The sequence below is a fragment of the Bifidobacterium sp. UBA744 genome (assembly GCA_002298605.1).
Lineage (GTDB): Bacteria > Actinomycetota > Actinomycetes > Actinomycetales > Bifidobacteriaceae > Bifidobacterium.
Genome location: DBKS01000047.1, coordinates 1 through 25,684 on the forward strand (window position 1 = coordinate 1; position 25,684 = coordinate 25,684).

Annotated in this window: 20 protein-coding genes; 13 read left to right on the forward strand and 7 right to left on the reverse strand. The window is 62.8% G+C overall.

The window, feature by feature from the left end:
• Positions 1 to 2,606, reverse strand: a 2,606-nt coding sequence (locus B2994_RS05015; protein WP_291527276.1) for an HAD-IC family P-type ATPase, incomplete at its 3' end; no start/stop codon positions are given.
• Positions 2,607 to 2,848: 242 nt separating this feature from the next.
• Here B2994_RS05015 and rmuC point away from each other — a divergent pair.
• The 12 genes from rmuC to B2994_RS05075 all read left to right on the forward strand — a co-directional run bounded on the left by rmuC (position 2,849) and on the right by B2994_RS05075 (position 17,680).
• A complete protein-coding gene (gene rmuC, locus B2994_RS05020) occupies positions 2,849 to 4,177 on the forward strand; it encodes a DNA recombination protein RmuC (RefSeq protein WP_291527277.1) in 1,329 nt (442 codons plus the stop codon).
• Positions 4,178 to 4,418: 241 nt separating this feature from the next.
• Complete coding sequence (locus B2994_RS05025) at positions 4,419 to 4,982, forward strand: orotate phosphoribosyltransferase (protein ID WP_414630643.1); 564 nt, start codon at positions 4,419 to 4,421, stop codon at positions 4,980 to 4,982.
• A gap of 24 nt (positions 4,983 to 5,006) precedes the next feature.
• Positions 5,007 to 5,852: a TrmH family RNA methyltransferase gene (locus tag B2994_RS05030; RefSeq protein ID WP_291527279.1), complete on the forward strand. Its 846-nt coding sequence runs from the start codon at positions 5,007 to 5,009 to the stop codon at positions 5,850 to 5,852.
• 242 nt (positions 5,853 to 6,094) lie between these two features.
• Entirely contained in the window at positions 6,095 to 6,394 is a 300-nt protein-coding gene (gene gatC, locus B2994_RS05035) for an Asp-tRNA(Asn)/Glu-tRNA(Gln) amidotransferase subunit GatC (protein ID WP_291527280.1), read from the forward strand.
• A gap of 14 nt (positions 6,395 to 6,408) precedes the next feature.
• Positions 6,409 to 7,947, forward strand: coding sequence for an Asp-tRNA(Asn)/Glu-tRNA(Gln) amidotransferase subunit GatA (gatA, locus tag B2994_RS05040; protein ID WP_291527294.1), 1,539 nt, complete (start codon positions 6,409 to 6,411; stop codon positions 7,945 to 7,947).
• A gap of 37 nt (positions 7,948 to 7,984) precedes the next feature.
• Positions 7,985 to 9,484, forward strand: a complete 1,500-nt coding sequence (gatB, locus tag B2994_RS05045; protein ID WP_291527281.1) for an Asp-tRNA(Asn)/Glu-tRNA(Gln) amidotransferase subunit GatB — start codon at positions 7,985 to 7,987, stop codon at positions 9,482 to 9,484.
• A gap of 186 nt (positions 9,485 to 9,670) precedes the next feature.
• Positions 9,671 to 10,762, forward strand: a complete 1,092-nt coding sequence (locus tag B2994_RS05050) for a GNAT family N-acetyltransferase (protein ID WP_291527282.1) — start codon at positions 9,671 to 9,673, stop codon at positions 10,760 to 10,762.
• Positions 10,762 to 11,076: a DUF2469 domain-containing protein gene (locus B2994_RS05055; protein WP_291527283.1), complete on the forward strand. Its 315-nt coding sequence runs from the start codon at positions 10,762 to 10,764 to the stop codon at positions 11,074 to 11,076. The genes B2994_RS05050 and B2994_RS05055 overlap by 1 nt, the downstream gene beginning before the upstream one ends.
• Before the next feature lie 160 nt (positions 11,077 to 11,236).
• A complete protein-coding gene (locus B2994_RS05060; RefSeq protein ID WP_291527284.1) occupies positions 11,237 to 12,826 on the forward strand; it encodes an NAD(P)/FAD-dependent oxidoreductase in 1,590 nt (529 codons plus the stop codon).
• Positions 12,827 to 13,089: 263 nt separating this feature from the next.
• Positions 13,090 to 15,099, forward strand: a complete 2,010-nt coding sequence (rho, locus tag B2994_RS05065; RefSeq protein ID WP_291527285.1) for a transcription termination factor Rho — start codon at positions 13,090 to 13,092, stop codon at positions 15,097 to 15,099.
• A gap of 102 nt (positions 15,100 to 15,201) precedes the next feature.
• Entirely contained in the window at positions 15,202 to 15,609 is a 408-nt protein-coding gene (locus B2994_RS05070) for a chorismate mutase (RefSeq protein ID WP_291527286.1), read from the forward strand.
• A gap of 31 nt (positions 15,610 to 15,640) precedes the next feature.
• Positions 15,641 to 17,680 (forward strand): hypothetical protein, encoded by a 2,040-nt coding sequence (locus tag B2994_RS05075; protein WP_291527287.1) that lies wholly within the window; start codon positions 15,641 to 15,643, stop codon positions 17,678 to 17,680.
• A gap of 106 nt (positions 17,681 to 17,786) precedes the next feature.
• On the opposite strand, the gene valS is transcribed toward B2994_RS05075, so the two are convergent.
• The 4 genes from valS to B2994_RS05095 form a co-directional block, all read right to left on the reverse strand.
• On the reverse strand, positions 17,787 to 20,540 hold the full coding sequence (gene valS, locus B2994_RS05080) for a valine--tRNA ligase (RefSeq protein WP_291527288.1): 2,754 nt from the start codon (positions 20,538 to 20,540) through the stop codon (positions 17,787 to 17,789).
• A gap of 69 nt (positions 20,541 to 20,609) precedes the next feature.
• Entirely contained in the window at positions 20,610 to 22,187 is a 1,578-nt protein-coding gene (locus tag B2994_RS05085) for an ABC transporter substrate-binding protein (protein ID WP_291527289.1), read from the reverse strand.
• Positions 22,188 to 22,235: 48 nt separating this feature from the next.
• The gene (nth, locus tag B2994_RS05090) at positions 22,236 to 22,898 is read right to left on the reverse strand and encodes an endonuclease III (protein ID WP_291527290.1); all 663 of its coding nucleotides are present in this window, start codon (positions 22,896 to 22,898) and stop codon (positions 22,236 to 22,238) included.
• Positions 22,898 to 23,731, reverse strand: coding sequence for a winged helix-turn-helix transcriptional regulator (locus B2994_RS05095; RefSeq protein WP_291527295.1), 834 nt, complete (start codon positions 23,729 to 23,731; stop codon positions 22,898 to 22,900). Before B2994_RS05095 ends, nth begins: the two co-directional genes overlap by 1 nt.
• A 141-nt stretch (positions 23,732 to 23,872) precedes the next feature.
• Between B2994_RS05095 and B2994_RS05100 the strand changes: the two genes are divergently transcribed.
• The gene (locus B2994_RS05100) at positions 23,873 to 24,694 is read left to right on the forward strand and encodes a hypothetical protein (RefSeq protein ID WP_291527291.1); all 822 of its coding nucleotides are present in this window, start codon (positions 23,873 to 23,875) and stop codon (positions 24,692 to 24,694) included.
• 3 nt (positions 24,695 to 24,697) lie between these two features.
• Here B2994_RS05100 and B2994_RS05105 read toward each other — a convergent pair whose 3' ends face one another.
• Positions 24,698 to 25,276, reverse strand: a complete 579-nt coding sequence (locus tag B2994_RS05105; RefSeq protein WP_291527292.1) for a manganese efflux pump MntP family protein — start codon at positions 25,274 to 25,276, stop codon at positions 24,698 to 24,700.
• 112 nt (positions 25,277 to 25,388) lie between these two features.
• Positions 25,389 to 25,684 (reverse strand): inorganic diphosphatase (locus B2994_RS05110; RefSeq protein ID WP_291527293.1); only part of this gene is annotated, 296 nt, incomplete at its 5' end.

Consider the following 25,684-nt stretch of genomic DNA (forward strand, 5'->3'; position numbering starts at 1 on the left):
TGCGGTGCCTTCATGAAGTTTTCCGCGCAGTGTTCGCCGCAGAAGTAGTAGGTCTTGCCGTCGTATTCGCGGCTGATGGCTTCGCCGCTGACAGGGACGGTCATGCCGCATACCGGGTCGGTTGCGGTTTCGCCGTCGGTGGGTTGGCTCATGTTCATGTGGCGCATTGCCATGGTGGGCTCCTTGGTTGTTGTGTTGGTGACGTTGGCTGGGTTGGTCTCGTGTGTTTGGTTCGTCGCCTTGCTGCCATCGAGACCGGCGAGGTTTGTCCTGTCGTCGATGATGACGGTGGGATTATGGGTGCTGCGACGCGCTGCGTTTTCCGGCTGCCGGGTCTGCCGGGTCTGCTGTGGTTGGCCGGGTTGATCTGATTGACCTGGTTGATTGGTCGCAGCGACGGTGTCCTCGCGAATCGTCGCATGGCGCAGGCGATTGGCGTTGAGGACCAGGCATACCGAGCTTAATGCCATGGCAAGTCCGGCGATCATTGGGCTGAGCAGCCAGCCGGTGAACGGATAGAGGACCCCGGCGGCGATCGGAATGCCGATGATGTTGTAGCCGAATGCCCACGCAAGATTTTCGGTGATGTTGCGCATGGTGATGGCGGAGAGGTTGATGGTGCGCAGCACCCCGCGCAGATCGCCGCTCATTAACGTGACGTCTGCGGATTGCATGGCCACGTCGGTGCCGGTTCCAATGGCAAAACCGATATCCGCCTTGGCCAGCGCTGGAGCGTCGTTGATGCCGTCGCCCACCATGGCGATTCGCTCGTCGCCGTCGCCGCGCTGATCGCGTTCCTCCTGCAGTTTGGCGATCCAATATGACTTGCCGTCGGGCTTGACCTGGGCGATAACCGTGTCGATGCCCACTCTGGCGGCGATTCTCGTGGCCTCCTCGGCCGTGTCTCCGCTGAGCATGACTGTGCGGATGCCGGCCGCGCGCAAGGAGGCGATTGCCTGCACCGATCCCTCCTTGACGACGTCATTGGCGTAGGACGCCTTGTCGAGGGAGGAGCCATTGTCGGCGATGCCCTGTGTGATGGTGCCGGTTTTGTCGAAGACGACGGTGCGGATCTTGCGCGCCTGTTCGAGGGCCTGCGCTGATGTGACCAGCACGCCGTGCTGCGCCCCCAATCCGGTGGCGGCGGTGACGGAGAGTGGCGTCGCCAGTCCCAGGGCGCAGGGGCAGGCGATGATCAGCACGCTTACCGCTGCGATCAGCGCATGGGCGAGGCGTGGTTGCGGTCCGATCACGATCCAGGCGGCGAAGGTCCAGATGGCGATGATGATCACAGCCGGCACGAATATGCGTGCGATGCGGTCCGCAAGGCGTTGCACGGGGGCTTTGGTGGCTTGCGCGCGTGTTACCAGTGCGACGATTTGGGAAAGTACCGTATTGGAACCCACCCGGGTGGCGCGCATGACGAATGCGCCGTTGAGGTTCATGGTGGCGCCGGTAACGGTGTCTCCGGCCTGCTTGTCGACGGTTCTCGACTCCCCGGTGAGCATTGATTCGTCGAGGCGTGCGGAACCTTCAACGATCACGCCGTCCGCCGGTACGCGTTCCCCGGCTGCGATGACCAGAAGGTCGTTCGCCTTGAGCTCGTTGACGGTAACCTTGGCGCCGGTGTCCAGTGATTTCCAGCGGGACGGTCCTGCGGCCAGGTCGCTGTCGCTGATGCGGCGGGCGGTTCGAGGTTGAAGCTTGATGAGGGTTTGCACGGCTTTGCCGGTCCCCTCGCGGGCCTTTGCCTCCAGCAGGCGGCCGACCAGCACCAGCGTGATGACCACGCCCACTGATTCGAAATACGGTTCCTGCGAGCCGGAGGGCATGATGCTCGAGGCAATGCAGACCAGAAGGCTGTAGATGTACGCGGCTGTGGTGCCAAGGGCCACCAGCGAATTCATGTCGGGGGAGTGGTGGCGTAGTGCCGCCCACCCCACATGGTGGATCGGGCCGCCGCAGTAGAACATGACCGGCGTGACGAGTATTGCCTGCAGCCAGGGGCTGGCGAGGAATCCGGGCAGCATATTGCCGTTCATCGAAAGCATGGCGATGGCGAACACCGGGATGGTGAGAGCCGACGCTATGGCGACGAGCCGGGTTGTTGCCGCGATCTCCTTTCGGCGTTCGGCGTTTTCGCGGCGTTCGTTGTCCAATGGGTCGATGCGGGCTGAGGCGGGGGTGAACGGGGAATTCATGGGTTCTGCGTTCGCGGGGGGTTCCCCCGTGACTTTGAGCATGCCGTGCACCATGTTCATGCCGCAGGCGAATGGATATTCGCCGGCCGGCAGCGCCGGGATTCTCACGACGGTGGTTTCGTTGCCCGGGAGCATGGCGTCGAGGCCGAGGTCGGCGAATACGACATGCGACGTGCATTCCCCTGTTTCCTGACGTTCGAATTCAAGGTCGGTCGGGACGCCGGCCTGCACTTCGATGAGGTCCGGCGAGTAGCCTCCTCTGACCACGATATGCGCGCTTTGCGAATCGCCGTGCGGAATTCCGGAAGCGGCCTTTCTTGAGCCGAAGAAGAACCTGATGACGAGCCAGGTGAGTAGGCCGGCGATTACAATCGACACGGCCAGCATGAATACATCGAAGCCCATTGGTCCTCCTTGTCGTTATCTCGTTGCCAACTTTACGCGACGCCGGATGCAATGGCCCGCTATTTGCCGGTAGCTCAGTTTTTTTCGCTGTGCGGCGAGCGCGGCGACGCGCTGAAAGCTGATATATAGAACATATGTTCGACTGTGGACTTTCGCGTGTTGCACTGAAATCTCGGCGATTTGGATGCATATGGACGCCTGGCGCCCGGTTGTCGTCCGGGGGGTGTGCTGTATTAGAACACATGTTCGAAATATCTATTGCGGTCGCGATTGTGGCGACATTGGTTATTGGCGTCCTTGGCTTGACGGCCGGTTATTTCGTCGGCAAGGCCAAAGGCGCTCGGTCCGAGCGGGCCGTGGCCTCGCGTGAGCTTGATGCCGGGCGTGCGCAGGTGGCCGCCATGCGCGAGGATATGGCGCAGGCCCAGTCCGAATCGGCTGCGGCCCGTGCGCAGGCGCAGGGGCTGGAGCGTCAGCTGGGGTACGTGCAGTCCCAGCTTGCCCAGGCGCAGCAAGCTGAGAAGCAGCGTTTGCAGCGCGAACGCGAGAAGGCGCAGGAGGAGGCGCAGGCTCAGGGGAAGGTGCTGAGCGCGTTGGCTCCGGTGCAGAAGAATCTTGATGCGCTTCAGGCCAAAGTCGCGCAGATCGAAGAGGGCAGACGGGCCGAAATGGGCGCCTTGGGCGAGCAGCTCAAGGGGCTTAACGAGCAGCAGGCTCGGCTGGATCGCGAAACGAGTTCGCTTTCTGCCGCATTGCGCAACAACAAGGTGCGCGGTGCATGGGGTGAGGCGCAGCTCAAGAACATTATGGAATCGGCTGGGCTTCTGGAGCATGTGGACTTCGACACGCAGGTGGTGGTCACTGATTCCGAGGGCCGCGTTCAGCGTCCCGACATGGTTGTGCATCTGCCCGGGAATAAAACCATTCCGATCGACGCCAAGGCGCCGTATGCGAATTATCAGCGAGCGTGCGAGATTCCGGATACCGCTTCGCCCGAGGAACTGGACCGCCGCGCCGAATTGCTCAGGGCCCATGCGCATGACGTGCGCGAGCATGTGAAGGCGCTGTCGGCCAAGGCGTATTGGGAGGCGTTCCCGACGACGCCTGATTTCGTCATTGCCTTTATTCCCAATGAGGCGTTGCTGCAGGCGGCGCTTGAGGCGGATCCGACGTTGATGGATGACGCGTTTGCCCATAAGGTCGCCTTGACGTCGCCGGTGACACTGTGGGCCGTGCTGAAGTCCGTGGCGTATGCATGGCAGCAGCAAGCGCTGAGTGATGACGCCAAGACGCTCTTTGACCTCTCCCGGGAGTTGTATGAGCGTTTCGCGGTGCTTGGGGACAAAGCCACCAAGTTGGGCAATGCCATTACGAAAACCGTTGGGGCATACAACCAGTTCGCCGCTTCGTTGGAATCCCGTGTGCTGGTATCGGCCCGCAAGCTGCAGCGCCTTGATCGTTCCCGTGTCATCGGGGAGGTTGGCCTCATCGATTCAGACAATGCCAATGTCCGCGAGCTCACCGCTCCCGAAGTCAGCGAAACCACTCGTTCGGAGCAGAGGCTTCAATAAGAGGCCTCAATAACCTCGGTGCGAGGCCCTGATTCCGGCGGCAAACAATGCTCCGCACAACGTCGGAGCGAGGGAATGCCCGAGGGAATGCCCGAGGGAATGCCGGCGGGGGAAGGGCGTTGGGGCGATTGCCACGTACCCGGCAGCGGATACGCTGGGGAGCATGGTTACAACAGATGATGCTTCCGCCGGATTTCGTCCCACCGGTTTTGCGGACACGCGCAATGAGACCGCCTTCGAAATGAGCGATCCAAAGACCCAGCTGGGTGTGCTTCTCGCGGATGCGGTGCATGACAAGCCGTTCAGCGAGCTGTCTGGCGTAACGTTCCATCATCGTGGCGCGGAGCTCGCCGGGCATGTGCTGATCGATACGCTTGAAGAGGCCGGCTACACGCTGGACGATTTCGACGCCGTGGGCGCGCTGACCGCTGCCGCCGTGCCGCTGGTCACCTCCATGATCACGGCTGCGGCGTCCCGCGGACAGGATCTTGACGGATTCGTCATGGACTTTGTATATCCCTCGATCAAGGGTCCGTCAATCACAGGCAGGCGCGTCATCCTGCTCGATTCCTGGCTGTCCGAAAAATCCTATGTGCAGACTTCGTCGTTGGTCACATTGCGCAATGGCAATGAATTGAGCCTTGATTTCGGCATCGTCGGCAATGAGGGCGCCGAGATCCTGGCCGTGGCGGCGCTCATCGGCGGGCCGTTCACAACGCTGAACGTGGTCCATCCGGTGACGGGCGAGCAGCGGGAGCTGCCGTTTATCCGCGCATACGACGAGTCGGCGCTGCGAGCCGACTGACATATCGGACGCCGCTGAAACGCCATGAGAACTCCCAATCCAATCACCGCCGCAGCCAAACGCTCCGGCGAGCCGAAATTCCGCGAAATCGGTGTTGGCCCATGGTCCGAAACCCATCCCGGTGAGCCCCGGCCGGATGATCCCGCCTCCCCGAACTATGACGCGAGGTTTGACGCGACGCTGCTTGACGAAGGCGACCGCCGCAATGTACTCGACCGATATCGCTATTGGTCGGTACGGGCCATCAAAGATGACCTCGATGCCCGTGGTCGTCATGACTTCGAAGTTGGCGTCGAGAATTGGACGCACGATTTCAACATCGGTTCCATGGTGCGCACGGCCAATGCGTTCCAGGCGCGACGGGTCCACATCGTTGGGCCGCATAAATGGAATCGCAAGGGTGCGCTTATGACCGAGCTCTACCAGCATGTGGAGCATCACCCCAGCATTGCCGAACTGGTGGATTGCTGGCATCGGCGCATCGACGGCGAAATCGCGGCAACGCGATCCGAGGCGCGGGCCGCCGCCTATCATGCGCACCGGGCCGCAACGGATGGCGACGTGGCGGCTGCGCGTCAGGCGGCCCAAGCCGTGGACGCCGCCGACGCCAGACTCGGTGAGCTCGCCGACGCCCGTGTGATCGCCCTCGACATCATTCCCGGCGCCGTGCCCATGGAAACCTACCGATTCCCGAAGCGATGCCTGCTGCTGTTCGGCGCGGAAGGCCCCGGGCTCAGCCAACAGGCATTGAAGCTCGCCGACGACGTGGTGTATATCTCCCAGTTCGGTTCGGTGCGCTCCATCAACGCCGGAGCGGCCGCCGCGGTAGCCATGCATGTGTGGATCGCCCAGCATGCCGTGCCGCGCTGAACCGCCCGGCCGGTTCGGACCCACGCATTCTCAGGAGACTCGACGCCAGGCATGCAGGTCGTGCCCGGCCATTCCGGCTGCTGGTGATGAAACGCTCGGACATCGTCCAGGACACTGCGTGGCGCCCACTCGGGGTGCCGCGCAGGACGTCCTGCCTGCCGCGCGGGACGTCCTGCCGACCGCCGCACAAGGACGCGAGATGTGAACGAGGCGTGTCACATAGACGCGATATGGTGTGAGGCATGCCTACTTTTTCACGAGAAGAAATCGTGCATTTGGGCGATCTCGCCCGAATCGCGCTCACCGATGAGGAAATCACCCGACTTCAGGGCGAACTCAACGTCATCGCAGACTCCATCAACAAGGTGCAGGAAGTCGCTTCCGACGACGTCGAACCTACCGCCAACCCCGTGCCGCTCGAGGCCTATCTGCGTCCCGACGTGCCCGCCACTCCGCTGACTCAGGAAGAGGCGCTCGCAGGTGGTCCGAAGACCGCGGACGGCATGTTCCTGGCACCGCGAATTCTGGGAAGCGAGGAGTGACAACCGTTATGACCGTGAGCAACGAAACCGCGCAGCTCGTCAAGCTGTCTGCCGTCGAGCAGGCTGCCGCCATCAGAAAGGGCGATGTCTCGTCCCGCGAGTTGGTTGAAGCGCATCTCAATGTCATTGAAGCCGCAGAGCCGTCCATCAAGGCCTTTTTGAAGGTTTCCGGTGACGTGGCCCTGGAGCAGGCCGACGCCTTCGACGCCAAGAGCGCCGATGAGAAGGCCGCTCTGCCCGAACTGGCCGGTGTGCCGGTCGCCATCAAGGACATGATCGTCACCAAGGGCATCGAAACCACCGCCGCTTCCAAGATTCTCGAAGGATGGGTGCCCCCGTATGACGCCACTGTCATCGAGAAGCTCAAGGCCGCCGGCATGCCGATTCTCGGCAAGACCAACCTCGACGAATTCGCCCAGGGATCCTCCACCGAGCATTCCGCCTATCAGACCACCCACAACCCGTGGGATACGGAACGCGTGCCGGGCGGCTCCGGCGGCGGTTCGGCTTCCGCGGTCGCCGCGTTCGAGGCCCCGCTGGCTCTGGGCACCGATACCGGTGGCTCGATTCGCCAGCCCGGCTCGCTGACCGGCACCGTCGGTGTGAAGCCGACATATGGTGGCGTTTCCCGTTTCGGCGCCATCGCGATGGCCTCCTCACTGGATCAGATCGGCCCGGTTTCCCGTACCGTACTCGATGCCGCCTTGCTGCAGGAGATCATTGGCGGCAACGATCGCCGCGATTCCACGTCGATCCCCGAAGGACCGCGTCCCATGGCCGCCGCCGCCCGCGAAGGCCTGAAGGGCGATCTCAAGGGGCTGAAGGTCGGCCTGGTCAAGGAACTCTCCGGCGAGGGGTTCCAGCCCGGCGTCAGCCAGCGCTTCGATGAGGCCGTGGCCAAGCTCAAGGAGCTGGGCGCCGAGGTCACCGAGGTTTCCTGCCCGCACTTCCCGTACGCGTTGGGCGCCTACTACATCATCATGCCGTCCGAGGTCAGCTCCAATCTGGCCCGTTACGATGGCATGCGCTACGGCCTGCGCGTGATGCCGCCGGCGGACAAGCCGCAGACCGCCGCCAACATGATGGCCTACACTCGCGAGGCCGGCTTCGGCGACGAGGTGAAGCGTCGTATCATCTTGGGCACCTACGCGCTGTCCGCCGGCTACTACGACGCGTGGTACGGTTCCGCGCAGAAGGTCCGCACCCTGATCATCAACGATTTCAAGGCCGCCTTCGAGAAGGTCGACGTGCTGGTGTCTCCGACGTCCCCGTCCACCGCCTTCAAGTTCGGCGAGAAGATGGACGACCCCATGGCCATGTACATGAACGACATCGCCACCATTCCGGCCAATCTCGCCGGCGTGCCCGCCATGTCCATTCCGGCCGGCCTGTCCGCGGACGATCTCAGGCTGCCGGTGGGCATCCAGTTCATCGCGCCGCAGCAGCGTGACGAAGTGATGTACAAGCCCGCCGCCGCCCTCGAGGCCGCTCTTGAGGAGCAGTGGGGCGGTCCGATTTGGAACGATCTGAAGACTCCGTGGCTCGGCGAGTGACCGCACAGGAATCGGAACAAGGAATCAAAGGAAGATCATGGCTGAAAAACTCATGAAGTACTCCGAGGCCTGCAAGCAGTTCGATCCGGTGATCGGCCTCGAAACCCACGTGGAGCTGTCCACCCGCACCAAGCTGTTCTGCCCCGCCGAAGTGCATTTCGGCGGCGAACCGAACACCCAGCTCACCCCCGTGAGCCTCGGCCTGCCGGGATCGCTGCCGGTGGTGAACAAAACCGCCGTCGACTACGCGATCAAGCTGGGTCTCGCCCTGCACTGCGAAATCAACGAGTGGAGCCAGTTCGCGCGCAAGAACTACTTCTACCCGGACATGCCGCGCGATTACCAGATCTCGCAGTACGACAAGCCCACTAACGGCAACGGCTACCTGGATGTGGAACTGGAGGACGGCACGGTGTTTCGCGTGCCGATCGAACGCGCCCACATCGAGGACGACGCCGGCAAGAACACCCATGTGGGTGGCGCCGACGGGCGCATCGAGGGCGCCGATCACTCGCTGGTCGACTACAACCGCGCCGGTGTGCCGCTGATTGAGATCGTGACCAAGCCGATCGAGGGGGCGGGCGACCGCGCCCCGGAGATCGCCGGCGCCTATATGCGTGCCATTCGAGACATTGTGCGTGCGCTGAACATCTCGCATGCTCGCATGGAACAGGGCAATATGCGCGCCGATGTGAACGTTTCGCTGCGTCGTTCGTCCTCCGATCCGTATGGAACCCGTTCCGAAACCAAGAACGTGAATTCCTTCCGCGGCATCGAGAAGACCATCCAGTATGAGATCCGTCGCCAGGCCCAGATCCTGTCCGAAGGCGGAGAGATCCTGCAGGAGACCCGCCACTGGGATGAATCCGCGCAGGCGACCGCCGGCGGTCGCGTGAAGTCCGACGCTGACGACTATCGCTATTTCCCGGATCCGGATCTGGTGATGCTGCACATCACCCCGGAGCATGTCGAGGAGATCAAGGCTCAGATGCCGGAGATGCCGCGTGAACGTCGCAACCGCCTCAAGGCGGAATGGCAGCTCACCGACATTCAGATGCGCGACATTCTCAACGCCGACGCCCTTGATCTGATCGAGGAAACCGTCAAGGCCGGCGCCACCGCCGCGGGTGCCCGTAAGTGGTGGCTGGGCGAACTGAGCCGGGAGGCCAACGCCAAGGGCGTTTCGCTGGAGGAGCTGGCCATCACTCCGGCCGACGTGGCCGAAGTCGAGAAACTGATCGCCGATGGCAAGCTCAATGACAAGCTGGCCAAGCAGACCGTGACCGGCGTGCTGGCCGGCGAGGGCACCCCGTCCGAGGTCGTCGCCAAGCACGGCTACAAGATCGTCTCCGACAACGGCGCCATCGAAAAGGCCGTGGACGATGCGCTCGAAGCCAATCCCGATGTGGCCGAGAAGCTGAAGAGCGGCAATATGAAGCCCATGGGTGTGATCATCGGCGCCGTGATGAAGGCCACCCGTGGTCAGGCTGACGCCAAGGCCGTCACCAAGGTTGTGATGAGCAAGGTCAGGGGCTGAACGGTCGCTGGTCTCTGACTGACGGCAGGCGGGGCGCGGTTCTGGCATGAACGGCGTCCCGCCTTTCCGTATGGCCGGCCCCGGCTGCCTGTTCCCAGTCGATATTCAGGCGTCTGCGCTAGAATAGCCTCCGGTTTTACAACGATCCGATACGACAATCAACAATGATTCAGGGGGGAAGTGCGTATGTCGCTAACCAACGAAATCATTCCGAATATCGCCGATTCAAGGGAACTGCCGGCGAGCATCACCGTACCCGGCATTCGTGGCGAAATGGTCACGCTGCGTCCCGTGACTCTTGAGGATCTGCCACGTATGGACGAACTTGACGCCTACTACAAAGCCTCCGGCATAACCGGCAAGGATGAGGCGGCGGAACGCGCGGTGGTTCACGCATGGGTCCATCGTTCCGTGGCGTGGGAACAGGGGCAGACTCCGGCGCAGTCCGGTGTGGGGGACCCCGAGGCTCGTCGCACGATGGCCTGGGCGATGCTCACCAAAGCGGATCATGACGGTAACGACGAGTCTGATGACGAAGCCGCTGAGAATATGATCGGCATGATTTTCCTCATCGATATTGACGGATGGGGCAAGTCGGCCCGCATTCAGATCGTGCTTGGTCGCGACTACCGCGGCCGCGGCTACTCGCGCGACGCCATGCCGCGAGTGCTGACCTATGGATTCGCCCCGCAGCCGGCCGGCCTTGGGCTGCATCGCATCTGGGTGGCCGTGCCCGAAAAGAACACAAGATCCCGTTCGGTGTACCGCTCCTTGGGATTCGTGCCCGAGGGTACGTCGCGCGATGCCCTGTGGGATGACGAGAACAACAAATACATGGATCAGATCGTCATGGGCACCCTGGCCGATGAGTACGATCCTGTTGCCTCGTTGGACGCTTTTGGCCTGCATCTGATCACCGACAACCCCGGTGTACGTGAGGCGCTGGTGGCGCGTGAGCACTCCCTCGCGATTCAGCAGGGCATCATCGACGCCCTGTCCGATGGCGGGCGGACGGAGTCGGGCTTCGCCGCCGCGGCCGTCACCGCATCCGGTGATGCCGCGGGCCGTTCCCCCGAACGGTCGGTTGGGGCATCGTCGGACGCCGCTGCGGATGGCAAGGCCCCGAAGGCGCATCATCGGTCCTCCATGCCCGACGACAACGACGATGGCCGCCCCCAATCGTGGGCCTATGGTTCGGACGGCAAGTCCAAGGCGTCGAAGCAGGCCTGGTGGCGTAATCTTGGACGCAGCCGGAAGCGTGAGAGCGAGGAGCAATAGTGAGTGCCGAGGATCTCGACAATTATGAAACCGACGCCGAGCTCGCCCTGTATCGCGAGTATCGCGACGTCATCAAACTGTTCACCTACGTGGTGGAAACCGAGCGCAGGTTCTATCTGGCCAACAAGGTCGATTTCAATGTGCGTTCCGCCGGGCAGGACGTCTATTTCGATGTGCAGCTGACCGACGCCTGGGTGTGGGACGTGTACCGTTCCAGCCGTTTTGTCAAGAACGTGCGTATCGTTACATTTAAAGATGTGAATGTTGAGGAAGTGCAGCATTCCGATATCGACATCCCCGACAATATGCGTTGATGGGCCTTTTCGTCCGCTCGTCTGTACCTCGGCTTGCACGGTGGCTCGTATGGCATTTCGCGGCGGCCGGTGTGGCATTCGTGTGCATTGGCGTCGTGAAGGTAATGGCTTCGACGGATTCGTATAGTCTGATGCGGATTCATATTCATCAGGAGGACCAATGACTGACAAGCAGTCCGTAGTGATTATCGGCGGCGGCCCGGCCGGTTTGACCGCCGCATGGGAACTGATCAAGGATGGCGGCGCTGACAAGTACGACGTCACCGTGCTTGAAGAGACCGAGGCGTTCGGCGGCATTTCTCGCACCGTGCACTATAACGGCAACCGCATGGACATCGGCGGCCACCGCTTCTTTTCCAAGGACGATCGCATCATGGACTGGTGGAAGAACATTCTGCCGCTGCAGGGCGCGCCGTCCTATGACGACAAAAAGCTCGGCCGCCACCATGATTTGGAGCCCGGCGGCCCGGATCCCGAGACCACCGACGAAGTGATGCTGAAGCGTCACCGCGTGTCCCGCATTTTCTGGAACCACCGCTTCTTCGACTATCCGATTTCGCTGTCGCCCAATACCTTGAAGGCCATGGGCTTCAAACTGACGATGGTGGCCGGTTTCTCGTACCTCAAGTCCATGGTGCACAAGCTGCCCGAGACGAATCTTGAGAACTTCTACATCAACCGCTTCGGCCGCAAGCTCTATTCGATGTTCTTCGAGGGCTATACCGAGAAGCTGTGGGGCCGTCACCCCTCCGAGATCTCCGCGGATTGGGGCGCCCAGCGCGTGAAGGGCCTGTCGATTCTGGGCGTGCTCAAGAACGCGTTCGCGAAGCTTCTGCCCAAGAAGCGTTCCAATGCCGAGGTCGAGACCTCGCTGATCGAGGAATTCTGGTATCCCAAATACGGCCCGGGACAGCTGTGGGAAACCGTTGAGAAGAACTGCGTGAACGCCGGCGTCAAGGTCATCACCAACGCCAAGGTCGTTGAAATCGACCAGGCCGAGGGCAGGATCAGCAATGTCGTGTACGTCGACAAGGACGGCAACCGTGTGACGCTGAACGGCGACCAGTTCATTTCGTCGATGCCGGTGAAGGATCTGGTCGAGTCGATCGACGCTTCGTCCACCCCCGCTCCGAAAGACATGACCACCATCGCCGAGGGCCTGCCGTACCGCGACTTTGTGACGGTTGGCCTGCTGGTCAAGCACCTCAAGCTGAAGAACACCACCGACATCCCCACCCTCGGCAACCCGCCGATCGTACCGGACTGCTGGATTTATGTACAGGATCCCGGATACAAGTGCGGCCGCATCCAGGTGTTCAACAACTGGAGCCCCTATCTGGTCAAGGACGTCGACAACACGGTGTGGATCGGCCTCGAATACTTCTGCGCCGAGGGTGATGATTTCTGGAACCTGAGCGACGAGGAGGCCACCAAGCTCGCCATCGACGAGCTGACCCGCATGCGCGTGATCAACGGCCCCCAGGATGTGCTCGACTCCCATCGCGAACGCGTGAAGAAGGCGTATCCGGCCTACTTCGACACCTATGACCAGATGGATGAGCTGATCGATTACCTCGACGGCTTCGGCAACCTGTACTGCGTCGGCCGCAATGGCCAGCATCGCTACAACAACATGGACCACTCCATGGCCACCGCCATCGAGGCCGTCGGCAATATCAAGAACGGCAAGACCTCGAAGCAGAACGTGTGGAAGGTCAATACCGAAAAGTCCTATCACGAGGCGAAATAACATCCGATGACGACGTAGCCGTGCGCTCGTACGGCCCGTCCGCCCAGGCGGCTATGAGCTGATCTCAGGCTCGTAGCCGCTTTTGCATGCTGACGCGATCCGGCCGTTTGCATTGGTCGTTATGGCGTTGTATGGTTAACACCGTTCGGTTACGCTGCGCAAGCGTCCGGCGTTCGAGACGGGTCCCCGTCGAATTCATGCTTATATGCCATATGCCCCGCGTTATGCGTGGTGGGCAGAGGCCAAGGAAAGGCATTATCACTGTGGCAACCAGCCAAAATTTAGAGGATATGAAGCTGCCTGAGCTCAAGGAGCTCGCCAAGCAGATGGGTCTGCGCGGCACATCGACCATGCGCAAACCGGCACTGATAGCCACCATTCAGGCCGCCCGTTCCGGAGGCGAGGCGCCCGCCGGCGTCACCGTGCGCGCCCCCAAGACCGATCAGAAGCCCGCCCAGAAGGCTGGGCAGCAGCCCTCCTCATCTGATGATCTTACCGGTTTTGCCGCCGTCGACGTCAAAGAGGACGAGCATCGCCCCGAGACGTCGAAGTCGACGGAAACCGCCGAGAGCCCCGCCCGACAGGCCGTTCCCGCCGACAAGGGCGACGATCAGCGCATCGGCGAGAATGAGTCTCGTCGACGTCCGCGCCGCAAGTCCATCGAGTTGGACATCGATCTGCCCGGCCGCGATGACGACCGGAAGCGTCGCGTGGTTCGCCGCGGCAACAAGCCGCTGGAGGATTCCGGCAAACGCGAGGCCAAGGCGCCGGGCGACCTGTTTGAAGTGCTGGGTATTGACGAGGGGCCCGCGCGGCAGTCGCGCAAGGATCATGTCGCCGGCGATGAGCCGCTGCAGCTGCCCCGCCGCCGACGCCGCAATCAGGATGCCGAGCCGCGCGAGAACGAACACGGCAATGTTCGCGACTTGGATGACATTCTCGCCGCGCTGCCGTCGCGTACAGGCGATGAGGAGAGCGAGTTCCGCCATGCGCGTCGCGACCGCGCCAACCGCAGCGATCGCGAGGATCGCCGTGAGCGTTCCAACCGTCGTGATCGTCGTGATCGCGAGGATCGCCGTATTCGCGAGGATCGCGACTACGACCGCGAAGAGTCCTCTTCGCAGTCGGCGCAAGACGACCTGGTCCCGGTGGCCGGCATCGTCGACGTGCTTGATTCCTATGCGTTTGTGCGTACTTCCGGCTATCTACCCGGTCCGAACGACGTGTACATTTCGATGGGCCAGGTCAAGAAGTACGGCCTGCGCAAGGGCGATGCCGTGCATGGGGCCATTCGCGCGCCGCGCGAGAACGAACGCCGCAACCAGCGTCAGAAGTTCGTGCCGCTGCAGTCCATCGATTCGATTAACGGCATGAGCGTGGAAGAGGCGCGCAACCGCCCTCAATTCGCCAAGCTCACCCCGCTGTACCCGCAGGAGCGCCTGAAGCAGGAGACCACTGCGAATAAGATCACCGGTCGCATCATGGATATCGTCTCCCCGATCGGCAAGGGGCAGCGTGGTTTGATCGTCTCCCCCCCGAAGGCCGGCAAGACCATCACGCTGCAGAACATCGCCAATGCCATCACCACCAACAATCCCGAAGTGCACCTGATGGTGGTGCTGGTGGACGAGCGCCCCGAAGAGGTCACCGACATGGAGCGCACGGTTCAGGGCGAGGTGATCTCCTCCACTTTCGATCGTCCCGCCTCCGACCACACCACCGTCGCCGAGCTGGCCATTGAGCGCGCGAAGCGTCTGGTGGAACTCGGTCAGGATGTTGTGGTGCTGCTTGATTCCATGACCCGTCTGGCCCGCGCGTACAATATCGCCGCGCCGGCTTCCGGGCGCATCCTCTCCGGCGGCGTGGACGCCCAGGCGCTCTATCCGCCCAAGAAGTTCTTTGGCGCCGCCCGCAACATCGAAAACGGCGGATCCCTGACAATTATCTCGTCCGCGCTGGTGGAAACCGGTTCCAAGATGGACGAGGTGATCTTCGAGGAGTTCAAGGGAACCGGCAACATGGAGCTGCGTCTTAGCCGCGAGCTGGCGGACAAGCGTCTCTTCCCGGCCATCGACATCAACGCGTCCGGTACCCGTCGCGAGGAGCTGATCACTCCGCCCGCCGAATTGGCCGTGATCTACGGGCTGCGTCGCGCGCTGGGCGGTATGGAGCCCGAGCAGGCGTATCAGACCTTGGTGCCGCGTTTGAAGAAGACCGCAACGAATCGAGACTTCCTCGCAGCCATTACGTCCACGCTGCCGCAAAACAAGTAGCCGGCGTTCAAGTGATTCCGTAGGGTTTCACGGCGAGGGCGAATATGACGCAAACTGCGGGTCGGGTTCCGAACGGGAACCGGCCCGCGGTATCGTAGAGGCATGAGCGAAACGACGAAAAGCCCTGAAGAAGGTGGCGATTGGCGGAACTCCACCATTGATGCCGCGCAAGCGGCCGAACATCCCGAGGTGGCCGAAGCAGTGGCGAAGATCAAGGCGTTGCGCCAGTCCATCGACAATGTCGATATGGCTGTGATCGCCCTGTTGGCTGAGCGTTTCAAATACACGTCGCAGGTGGGGGTGCTGAAGGCGAGGTCCGGTTTCGCCCCCGCCGATTACAAGCGTGAGGACTATCAGATCGAACGGTTGCGGCGGTTGGCCATCGATGCCGGATTGGATCCGGAGATCGCCGAAATGTATCGCGAGTTCGTGGTCACCGAGGCGAAAAAGCGCCACCAGCGCATCGCCGATGCCGGCGGTGATCCCGGCGTACTCGATGTGTTCGCCTGATGTGTCGGCGACATGGGTGGGGAAAGGTGATATGGCAGCGGTCCGGCGGTTGGCGCATATATGCGTGGACGGTGTGGTTGCGGCGGCATGCGTGGGGCTGCTGATAAGCGTTCCCTCGGGCGGCTATGTCCGTGACGCTCGGACGGTTGCGGCTTCCCTCGCCGCGTTGAACGCCGAGGACACCGCATCGTACGACAAAACGCAACAGGTGTATGCATGGCTGACTCATCGCAATCAAGGTGCGTGGATCGTGAGGAATGTGTTTTCGGTGAACAGCCCGGGAACCATCGTCGACTATGGTGCCGCATCCGGCGGCGCGGCCATTGCCACGGAGGAATCGCGCCGCATCGAGGCCTTGCGGCCAGGGGAGCTGTCCACGCAAACCGTGGTGCGGCCCGGGGGCAAGGAGTTGCCATGGACAATCGATGTGCGGTATAGCCTTGACGGTCCGGATGCCAGCGAGCGTTCGATTGTCGGGGCGGACGGATTGGTGGGCGTGCATGTCAGCGTCGCCCCCAATCCGGTGGCGGACAGCCGGTATGGGCATGACGCGATGCCCTTGGTCGCCTTCACCGTGCCCAAAGACGCGGCTTCGAGTGTTGCCGTGCCAGGCGGAAGGGCTTTGGTCACCGATGATGGCGACCGGTATCTTGTGACGGCATTAGGCGCGGCCGGGCAATCCAATACGTGGGATTGCTATGTGACCGCCACGGCTTTCCGCATGGGCAAGCTGATTGTAGCGGCCGTGCCCGCTGATCGGCAATCCGATGGGCGGGAGGTTGACGCCGCCGCGTTGCGCGACCGGTTCTTGTCGTTGGCCGTCGGTGCGGGCCAGTTGACCGCCTCGGCGGCTGACGGTACGGAGAACGGTGACGCCGACGCCAACGCCGAACGGTACGCGAGTCTGCTCGACGAACTCGCGTCGAAGCGAGATGAGGAACGGGCCGCTGCGGCGCAGGACATCGAGACGACGCATGCCGCGTATGCGCGTCAGTTCGGCGTGTATATCGATCGGTATGTGCACTCGTATGCCGCGCATATGACCATGCCAGCGGGACGGAGGACGCAGATGGGCGCCCTGATCGGCATGACCGGGGAACTGACCGGCGATACGCCGCTGGCCGCGTCCGTCACCGACTTGGCGAATGCGGTGAATGACATGAGCGCCGCCCATGAGCATGAAGGCGCCGCCGATGTGCTGGACACCGTACTCGATGCCATTCGCCGGAATGGTCTTTCCGGGCTTGCGGCGAATCTCAAAGACAGGCAGATCAAGGAACTGTCGGTGGGCAAAACGCGATATGCCGATGGGCAAAGTCAGCTCGCCAATGCGATGATTTCCTTTTCCATGGCCTATACCGATGCTTTTACCGGCTATATTGACCAGGGGTCGGACGTAGTGGCCGCCGTTGGCCAAACCAATGCCGCATTCGGCGACGGCGCGGCGGCGGGGCGATATACGTCGGGGATTTCCACTGCGTTGAGCACCATGGCCAATGCCTCGCGGCATACCGGTATGGCAAATATGCTTGGGGAAGCCATCGAGCGCATTGAAGCGGCCGAGCAGTCGGGGCATGGCGACCAAACCGTGCGGGAGGGTGCCGGCGGAGACTCTCGGGGCGACGACTCCGCGACCAATGGTAGGAGCGCACGGCAGGACGGTATTGCCGCGATGCCGATTTCCGGTGCCGTGCAGCCACAAGATGAGACCCGGTCGCTCAGCGAAGGATCGGGTGATAGTAGCACCCAGATCGCTTCGCTGAGAGATTGCGGAAGCGATCTGCAGGCGGCGGCAAACGCGTTGCTGCCCGCCGGCGCGCAGCCTTCCGACATCGTTCGTGAGGCCCTTGCCGCCAGCGCGGCCCGAGTGGATGGCGTCGCCGACAGTGCGGCCGGCGCCGTCGGCGACGTGGTGTCACCCGATAACAGGCATACCCGCGCGGCGAGTTTCCTTATAGCGTTGCCCGAGGTGGGGGATGCCGACGCCATTGCCGTCCAGCAGGGCAGCGCTCATGCCGCCGAATCGCAGATTCCGGGATTGGGCGCGATTGTAGGCAAATTCATGGGCTGAGATGGCGATGCATCGTCCTCTTTTTATACGAAATGGCCGGTCCCATATGTGATGGGACCGGCCATTTCATTTGGCGCGGTTTTCACGGGTTGCGAAAACCGGGTCGTCAGGCGGTCTGACGGGGCTTCTTCTTCGCCGGCGGTTCGCCCAGCTCGCTGGATTCGATGTCGATCGTCTCATCCGAGGCCTCGTCATCGGCGGCAGCCTCTTCGGCATGCTTCTCCACCAGATCGAACTTGCCGACGACGCGTCCGGCCTGCGCGATGTCATCCATGGCGGAACGAATCGCTTCGGCGCCATTGTGCGCGGCGGACAGCACCACCGACAGGATCGGAGTCTTCATGGAGACCTTGGCCTCGGACTTGATCTTGCGCAGCTGCTCCACGGCCTTGCCTGCCCAGGCGAGGGTGTCGGGGGAGACGCCCATGGCGGCCGCGGCATACCGCTCCGGAGTCGGCCAGGCGGCATGGTGCACGGAACCGGAGCCTGCGTGCATCCAGCTCCACACCTCTTCGGTGGCATACGGCAGATAGGGCGCGAGCAGACGGGCGAAGGCGTCAAGACCCAGCCCCAGCGCGGTGCGCGCGGACTTCACGGCCTTGTCGCTCGGCACCTTGCCATGTTCGTCCGGGGTGCCGTAGGCGCGGTTCTTGACGAGCTCGATGTAGTCGTCGCAGAACTGCCAGAAGAAGGACTCGATGACCTCCAGAGCCTTGGAATGCTCATAGGATTCGAGGTTGTCGGTGGCCTGGCGGATGACCACGGCGAGCTTGGCCATGGCGGCGCGGTCAAGCGGTTCGGTGACGTCGGCTGGATTCCAGGTGGCGGTGGCGGGCGAGCCCACATGATGGTTCTCGTCCTCGCGGCCGATGGCCAGGGCGAACTTGGTGGCGTTCAGCAGCTTGATGGCCAAACGGCGTCCGATCTTCATCTGACCCACATCGTACGTGGCGTCGAGGCCCAGGCGGGCTGCGGCGGCCCAGTAGCGCACGGCGTCGGCGCCGAATTTCTCGATCGGCTCCTTCGGCACCACGACGTTGCCCTTGGACTTCGACATCTTCTTGTGGTCGGGGTCGAGAATCCATCCGGACAGCGTGGTGTTGGACCACGGCAGGCACTGGTTCTCCAGATGGGCGCGATCGATGCTGCTGAACAGCCAGGTGCGGATGATGTCCTGTCCCTGCGGGCGCAGATCCATCGGGAAGGTGGCCTTGAACAGCGCCTTGGACTCCTCGTCCGGCTCGGCCCAATGGGTGACGATCTGCGGGGTCAGCGACGAGGTGGCCCACGTGTCCATAATGTCTTTTTCGGCGGTGAAACCGTTCGGCTGGTCACGCTGGTCCGCGGTGTAGCCGGCCGGCACGTCGATGGTCGGATCGATCGGCAGCACGTCCTCGGACGGGGTGATCGGGTGATCGTAGTCTGGCTCGCCGTTCTCGTCCAGCGGGTACCACAGAGGGAAGGGCACGCCGAAGAAGCGCTGACGGGAGATCAGCCAATCGCCGTTCAGTCCGTGCACCCAGTTCTCGTAGCGCACGCGCATGAAGTCGGGGTGGAAGTTGAGCTCCTTGCCGCGCTGGATCAGCTCGGCGTTCAGCTTGGGGTCGGTGCCGCCGTTCCTGAGGTACCACTGGCGGGAGGTGACGATCTCGAGCGGCTTGTCACCCTTCTCGTAGAAGTTCGTCATACGCTTGGTCGGCGTCGGCTCGCCGTCCAGATCGCCGGATTCGCGCAGATGGTCGACGATGATCTTGCGGGCGGAGAACGTGGTCTTGCCTTCGGTCTCCTCGAAGATCTTCCTGCCGTTCTCGTCCTCGATCCAATCCGGCACGGTCATGATGATGCGGCCGTTGCGCTGGATGATCGGACGGGTGGGCAGCTTGAGATCACGCCACCATTCCACGTCGGTGACGTCGCCGAAGGTGCAGCACATGGCGATGCCGGCGCCCTTGTCCATTTCGGCGGCCGGATGGGCCAGAATCGGCACCTTGACCTTGAACAGCGGGGAGTAGACGTACTGGCCGAAATAGGGCTTGTATCGGTCGTCATCCGGGTTGGCGATCAACGAGGTGCAGGCCGCCAGCAGCTCCGGGCGGGTGGTTTCGATGTAGATCGGGGTGCCGTCCTCAAAGCGGAAGGCCAGCTTGTGGTAGAAGCCCGGGTATTCGCGGCTTTCGAGCTCGGCCTGGGCCACGGCGGTCTGGAACGTCACGTCCCACAGGCCGGGGGCGTCCTGCTGATAGGCCTCGCCGCGGGCGAGGTTGCGCAGGAAGGCCTTCTGGGCCACGCGCCGCGGATGCTCGCCAATGGTGTGGTAGGTTTGCGACCAGTCGATCGACAGGCCCAGCTTGCGCCACAGCGCCTCGAACTGCTGCTCGTCGCGTGCGGTGAGTTTTTCGCACAGTTCGATGAAGTTCTTGCGGGAGATCGGGACCTGATCCCTGGCGTCGATCTTCTTGCCGTCGGTGCCTTCGAACGGGGGCTTGAAATCGGGGTCGTACGGCAGTGAGACGTCCACTCGCACGCCGTAGTAGTTCTGCACGCGGCGCTCGGTGGGCAGGCCGTTGTCATCCCAGCCCATCGGATAGAACACGTCGTAGCCGCGCATGCGCTTGTAGCGCGCGATGACGTCGGTGTGGGTGTACGAGAACACATGCCCCACATGCAGCGAGCCGGAGACGGTGGGCGGCGGGGTGTCGATGGAATAGACGGCCTTGCGGTCGCGGGTGTTGTTGAATTTGTAGGTGCCCTCTTTGTCCCAAGTGGCGCGCCACTTGTCTTCGAGGCCTTCCACGCCCACCTTGTCGGGCAGCGCGGTCAGATTGGCATTGATGATGCCCTCTTCTTGCTGATCAGTCATAGCCGCAAGTTTAGGTAGGATCGCCGACAGTCTCCGGCGTGGCGGCCGGGGGTGCGCGAACGCCGGAAATCAGGCTTTGCCGAGCGTCTCCAGCGGCAGCGACACGTCGGGTCGGTTGAAGGTGGGAACCCCGGTCACGGTGTTGCGGTAGGCGATCCAGGGGCGCTCCACATACAGGAAATCAGCCGCCGCATTGTCGCTCAGGCGCCTGGCCAGCGTTTTCAGGCGGTCGGCGTATTCCGCGTCGTTGGTGGCGGCTCGCGCCCGCTTGGCGAATTCCTCGCCTTCGCCGTCGGTGTAGCCGAGGAACAGGGACGGGTCGGCCAGGTCGTCCACGTCGTGGCTGCCGTTCATCGCGAAAATGGTCATGTCGAAGTCATGCTGCTCGACCACGCGGGTCCGCCATGTGGCGTCGTCGATGACCTCCACCCGTACGCCCAGGTCGAGCTTGTTGAGATCGTTGGCGATCATATCCGCGATATGCGCGTATTCGGTCGGTACCACCAGGCGTTTGGTCTCCTTGGTGAACACGGGGATGAAATAGGCGGTGGTGCGGTACGCCCGTTGGAAGTCGTAGGGGAACAGCCCCGTCAGATCCTCATACCCGGGGTCGAGTGACGAGATCGGTCCGCCCAGCAGCCCCGCGGCCCCCTGGTCGTCGACGATCGCCTGATGGTTGATGGCGTAGCGGACGCCCTGACGCATGCGGGCTTCGGAGAACATCGAATCGGATCGGCCGTTGAAGCCGAGCAGCACCTTTCTGGTGGAGTCGACCTGCTGGAGGGTGATGTCGCTGTGGGAACGCAGCATGTCCAAGGTGCCGGGGGCCGCTTCGACGATCAGGTCGGTCTCCCCCTTGGCCATGGCGGTTGCGGCGAGATTGGCGTCGGCGAAATAGTTCAGGGTGATGGTGTGGCTGCGTGCGGCCGCCGAGGTGTTCCAATAGTTGGCGTTGCGCTGCAATGTCAGGGATTTGCCCGCTTCGAAGGATTTGACGCTGAACGGTCCCGATCCGAGAGAGTGGGTGGCATAGTCGACGTTCGCCCGGGTGTCGTAGACGATGCCGGGGCGGCCGGACAGCAGCCACGGCAGATCGGGGTTGGGTTTGCTGAGCGTGATGACGACCGTGTCGGCGCCGGTGCCGGATACGGATGACAGGCCGTCGAGTTTGTCGGTGCCCGCATAGTTGTTCTGCACGCTTCGCCGCAGCGAGTCGACCACGTCAGTGGCGTCGAGCGTGTCTCCGTTGGCGAAGTGCATGGCGCCATTGAGCTGGAAGGTGTAGGTCAGGCCGTCGTCGGAAATACTCCAGGACGATGCGATGCCGGGGGCGACGCCATTGTCGGTGGTGCGTTTGAGCAGGGTTTCGTAGACGTTGCCCAGCAACGCCTGGTCAAGCGCGGTGGAGGAGTCGGTGCGGATGTCCAGGGACTGCGGCGCCTCGCCCGTAATCGCCAAGGTGAGCTTGGATCCGTTTGCGTCGCCCAGATCGCCGATGAACCCGCCGTCGTCCAGGCCATCGCGGTGGAGATAGGCCCAACCTCCCCAGACCAAGCCGCACAGTATGGCGGCGGTGAGGGCGAACACGAGGAATGACCGCATGCCCGTTGACGGGGATTTGCGTGCATGCGCGCGAGATCTTGCCATACTTTTACAGTCTAACGAGCGCAATGACGTGCGGCGGCGGCCATCGCGCTATCCGGCTGACGGGCAGGTGCCGGCCAGCGGGCAGCGAGCGCAGTCGGGGGTGCGCGCGTGGCAGGTCGCGCGGCCGTGCAGGATGAGGCGGTGAGACAGATTCGTCCACTCATTGGGCGGGAAGATTCCGCATAATTCGCGCTCGATGCGCGTCGGATCAAGGCCCGTCGGTTTGTTCCAATCCGACCGCCAGCGAAGACGACCGGTGACGCGGATCACATGGGTGTCCACCGGCAGGCCTGGTACGCCGAATGCGTTGCCGAGCACCACATTCGCGGTTTTCCGGCCGACGCCGGGCAGCGTGGTCAGTTCGTCCATGGTGTCGGGGACCTGGCCGCCGAACCGTTCCGTCAGGGCTTGGGACAGCCCGATGAGGTGTCTGGTCTTCGACCGGTAGAAGCCGAGCGGATGAATGATGCCCTCGAGCGTTTCGGGATTGGCGGCGGCGAGGGACGCTGCGTCCGGGTAGGCGGCGAAAAGCTCGGGAGTGACGGTGTTGACCCGTTTGTCAGTGGTTTGCGCGGACAGCACCGTGGCGATGAGCAGCTGCCATGGCGTGGAAAAGTTCAGCGCGCATGCCGGATGGGGGAATTCCTCGCATAGCAGGGCGTATTCATCGTGGATGCGCGAAAGCCGTGCGGCCTTGCTCTCGCGGGGCATCAGGACTGGCCGTTCGCATCGGCCCCGGGAGCGGCCGGTTGCGGGGCGTTGGCGTTGGCATTGGTGGCGGCGGCGTCGAGGCCACTGAGTCCATGAGCGCCGGCCGAGGCCTGCGCGCGCGCCTCGCCATCCTGCTGTTCGTCTTCGGGCGGGTCGAAACGGTAGCCGACGTTGCGCACCGTGCCGATGAGATGCTCGTATTCGCCGCCGAGCTTGGCACGGAGACGGCGGATGTGCACATCGACCGTGCGAGTGCCGCCGTAGTAGTCGTACCCCCAAACCTCCTGCAGCAGCTGGGCGCGGGTGAAGACGCGGCCAGGATGCTGAACCAGATATTTGAGCAGCTCGAATTCCTTGTAGGCCAAGTCGATCGGATGGCCGTGCAGCGAAGCGGTGTACCCATTGGTGTCCACCACCAAGTCGCCGGAGCGGATCTGGCCATCTTCGGCGTCGACCCTGGTGTTGGCGGGTGTCGTGACACCCGTGATGGCGGACGTGTACTGCGTGCCGCGTTCGGAAACCAGACGAAGACGCGCCTCGACCTCGGCGGGGGAGGCGGTGGATACCACCACGTCGGCCACGCCCCATTCGGAGGTGACCACGGTGAAGCCGCCTTCGGTGAGAATCAGCACGATCGGCGTGGACAGGCCGGAGGCATGGATCAGACGGCACAGGGTTTTGGCGGAAGCCAGATCATCCCGCGCATCGAGAAACAGAATCGTGTTCTCCGGCATCTTCACCAGGGAGGCGGCGTCCATGGGCAGCACGCGCACGCGGTGCGACAGCAAAGCGAGGGATGGCAGTACGGATGCCGGGTCGCTTGCAACCGTCATCAGTGTCAAATCCGTCACGGTATCCCCTTTTGCTGCTATCTGGTTTGCCTTGCCACCACTGGTTCCAGTGTAGCGTTACAGCGTAACCCCTGGTTAATTTGTAATTGTTGTTGTGGACACATGGCCGTACAGTATGGGAATGTGGGACAAACAAGCGTGGATACAGCGAAGTCGGACCAATCGTCGCGCACCGATGGCGGTCGCAGGGCCTCTGGCGCGGTGGATACCAGTGATGCGGGCGGCGGCGTCGGCAACGTCGGCGGCGGCACACTGGTTGCGGCGCAGGTGTCGGCGTATCTGCTGCTGGGCGTATGCGGCCTGCTGCCGACGGTATGCGGTTTGCGGTTCGACACCGCGTTCGCTCCGGGGACCCTGCTGCCGGTGCTGGGGGCCGCCATACTGGTAAGCGTCTATCACATGGTGTGGCCGTTTCGCGGCCTGCCGGGCCTGGGACGGTTCTCCTGGCTGCTGTCGTGGGCGTTGGGGCTTGTTTCCATCCTGTTCGGCTGGCGCGTGCTGGCGACCGGCGATCGGTACGTCACCTTCCGGAGCGCCTCCGTGCTGTGGGCGTGCGCATTCGGCGTGCTGATGACGGTGCTGGTTGTCGTCGGGTTCGGACGGCAGATGCTGCGTCGCGACAGAAGCCACCTCATCATTACGTTTTCGCGTTGCATTATCAGCGGCGTCGGCTCGGCCGCGGCCGGCGGCTGGTGTTTTCTGCCCTTCCTGTTCGTCGAAGGCGGCGAGGCGTATGAACGCGGCCTGGCGTGCCAGTATGCGCTCACCATGGTGATCGTGATCGCGATGGCGGTGTCGATCAGCCTGATCGGCGTGCTGTGGCGGGGCGACATGGAATTGACCGCGCCGAGAACATGGGTCGGTCTTGCTTTGCTGCCGGTGATGTTTGCGGGACTGCCGGTGTTCCTCGGCGCGCTCGCCTGGATGTTCCCGCTGAATTGGTAGGCGCTAGAACGGCAGCCATCCCATGTGCTCGCAGAGCACTTTGGCGCCGATGATGATCAGGACCAGTCCGCCCGCGATCTGGGAGGGCTTCTGCCATCGGGCGCCGAACGCGTGGCCGAGGTAGAGCCCGGCCGCCGACAGCATTGCGGTGATCACGCCGATGGAAGCGACCTGCATCGTCAGATTCGTGCTCATAAAGGCGAAGCTCACGCCCATGGCGAAGGCGTCAATCGAGCATGCGACGGCAAGCGGCAGCATGTGCCTCCAATCGAATTGCGGGGTCTCCCGGGCGTTTTCCTCGTCCTCCTCAAATGCCTCGTGGATCATGTTGCCGCCGATGAGCGCCAGCAGGCCGAAGATGATCCAATGGTCGAATGCGGTGACGTATGAGGCGAAGGTCGAGGCGGCGAAATATCCCAATATCGGAAACAGCGCCTGGAATCCGCCGAACCACAGGGCGATGTCCGCGGCATCCCTGAGCCGGACGCGGGAGACGGTCAGGCCCTTGCCGATTGAGACGGCGAAGGCGTCCATGGCCATGGAAACGGAAATGAGCAGCGTTTGAAGAATGCTAGCGATCATAGTGGTGAAAATGCTGTTGTGCGGGGCTCCTGCGTCCGGAACGTAAAAACGCGACGGTCAAGGCATGGCCGTCGCGTTTGATGCCAGACTCAGATCGTGCTGGCTGATGGGCTCACTTGCCTTCGGAGTCGGCGAGACGCTGACGAGCCTCGGCGATCTCCTTCTCGGCGGCTTCCACGCCGGTCCAGTAGTCGCCGGGCTTGACCTCCTTGCCCGGCTCCAGGGCCTTGTACTGCTCGAAGAAGTGCTTGATTTCGGCCTTGTGGTACTCGTTGACGTCGTCGACGTCCTTGATGTCGTCGAAGCGCACGTCGGCCGGCACGCACAGGATCTTGTCGTCGCCGCCGGCCTCGTCGACCATGTGGTACAGGCCCACGGCGCGGCACTCGACCACGCAGCCCGGGAACA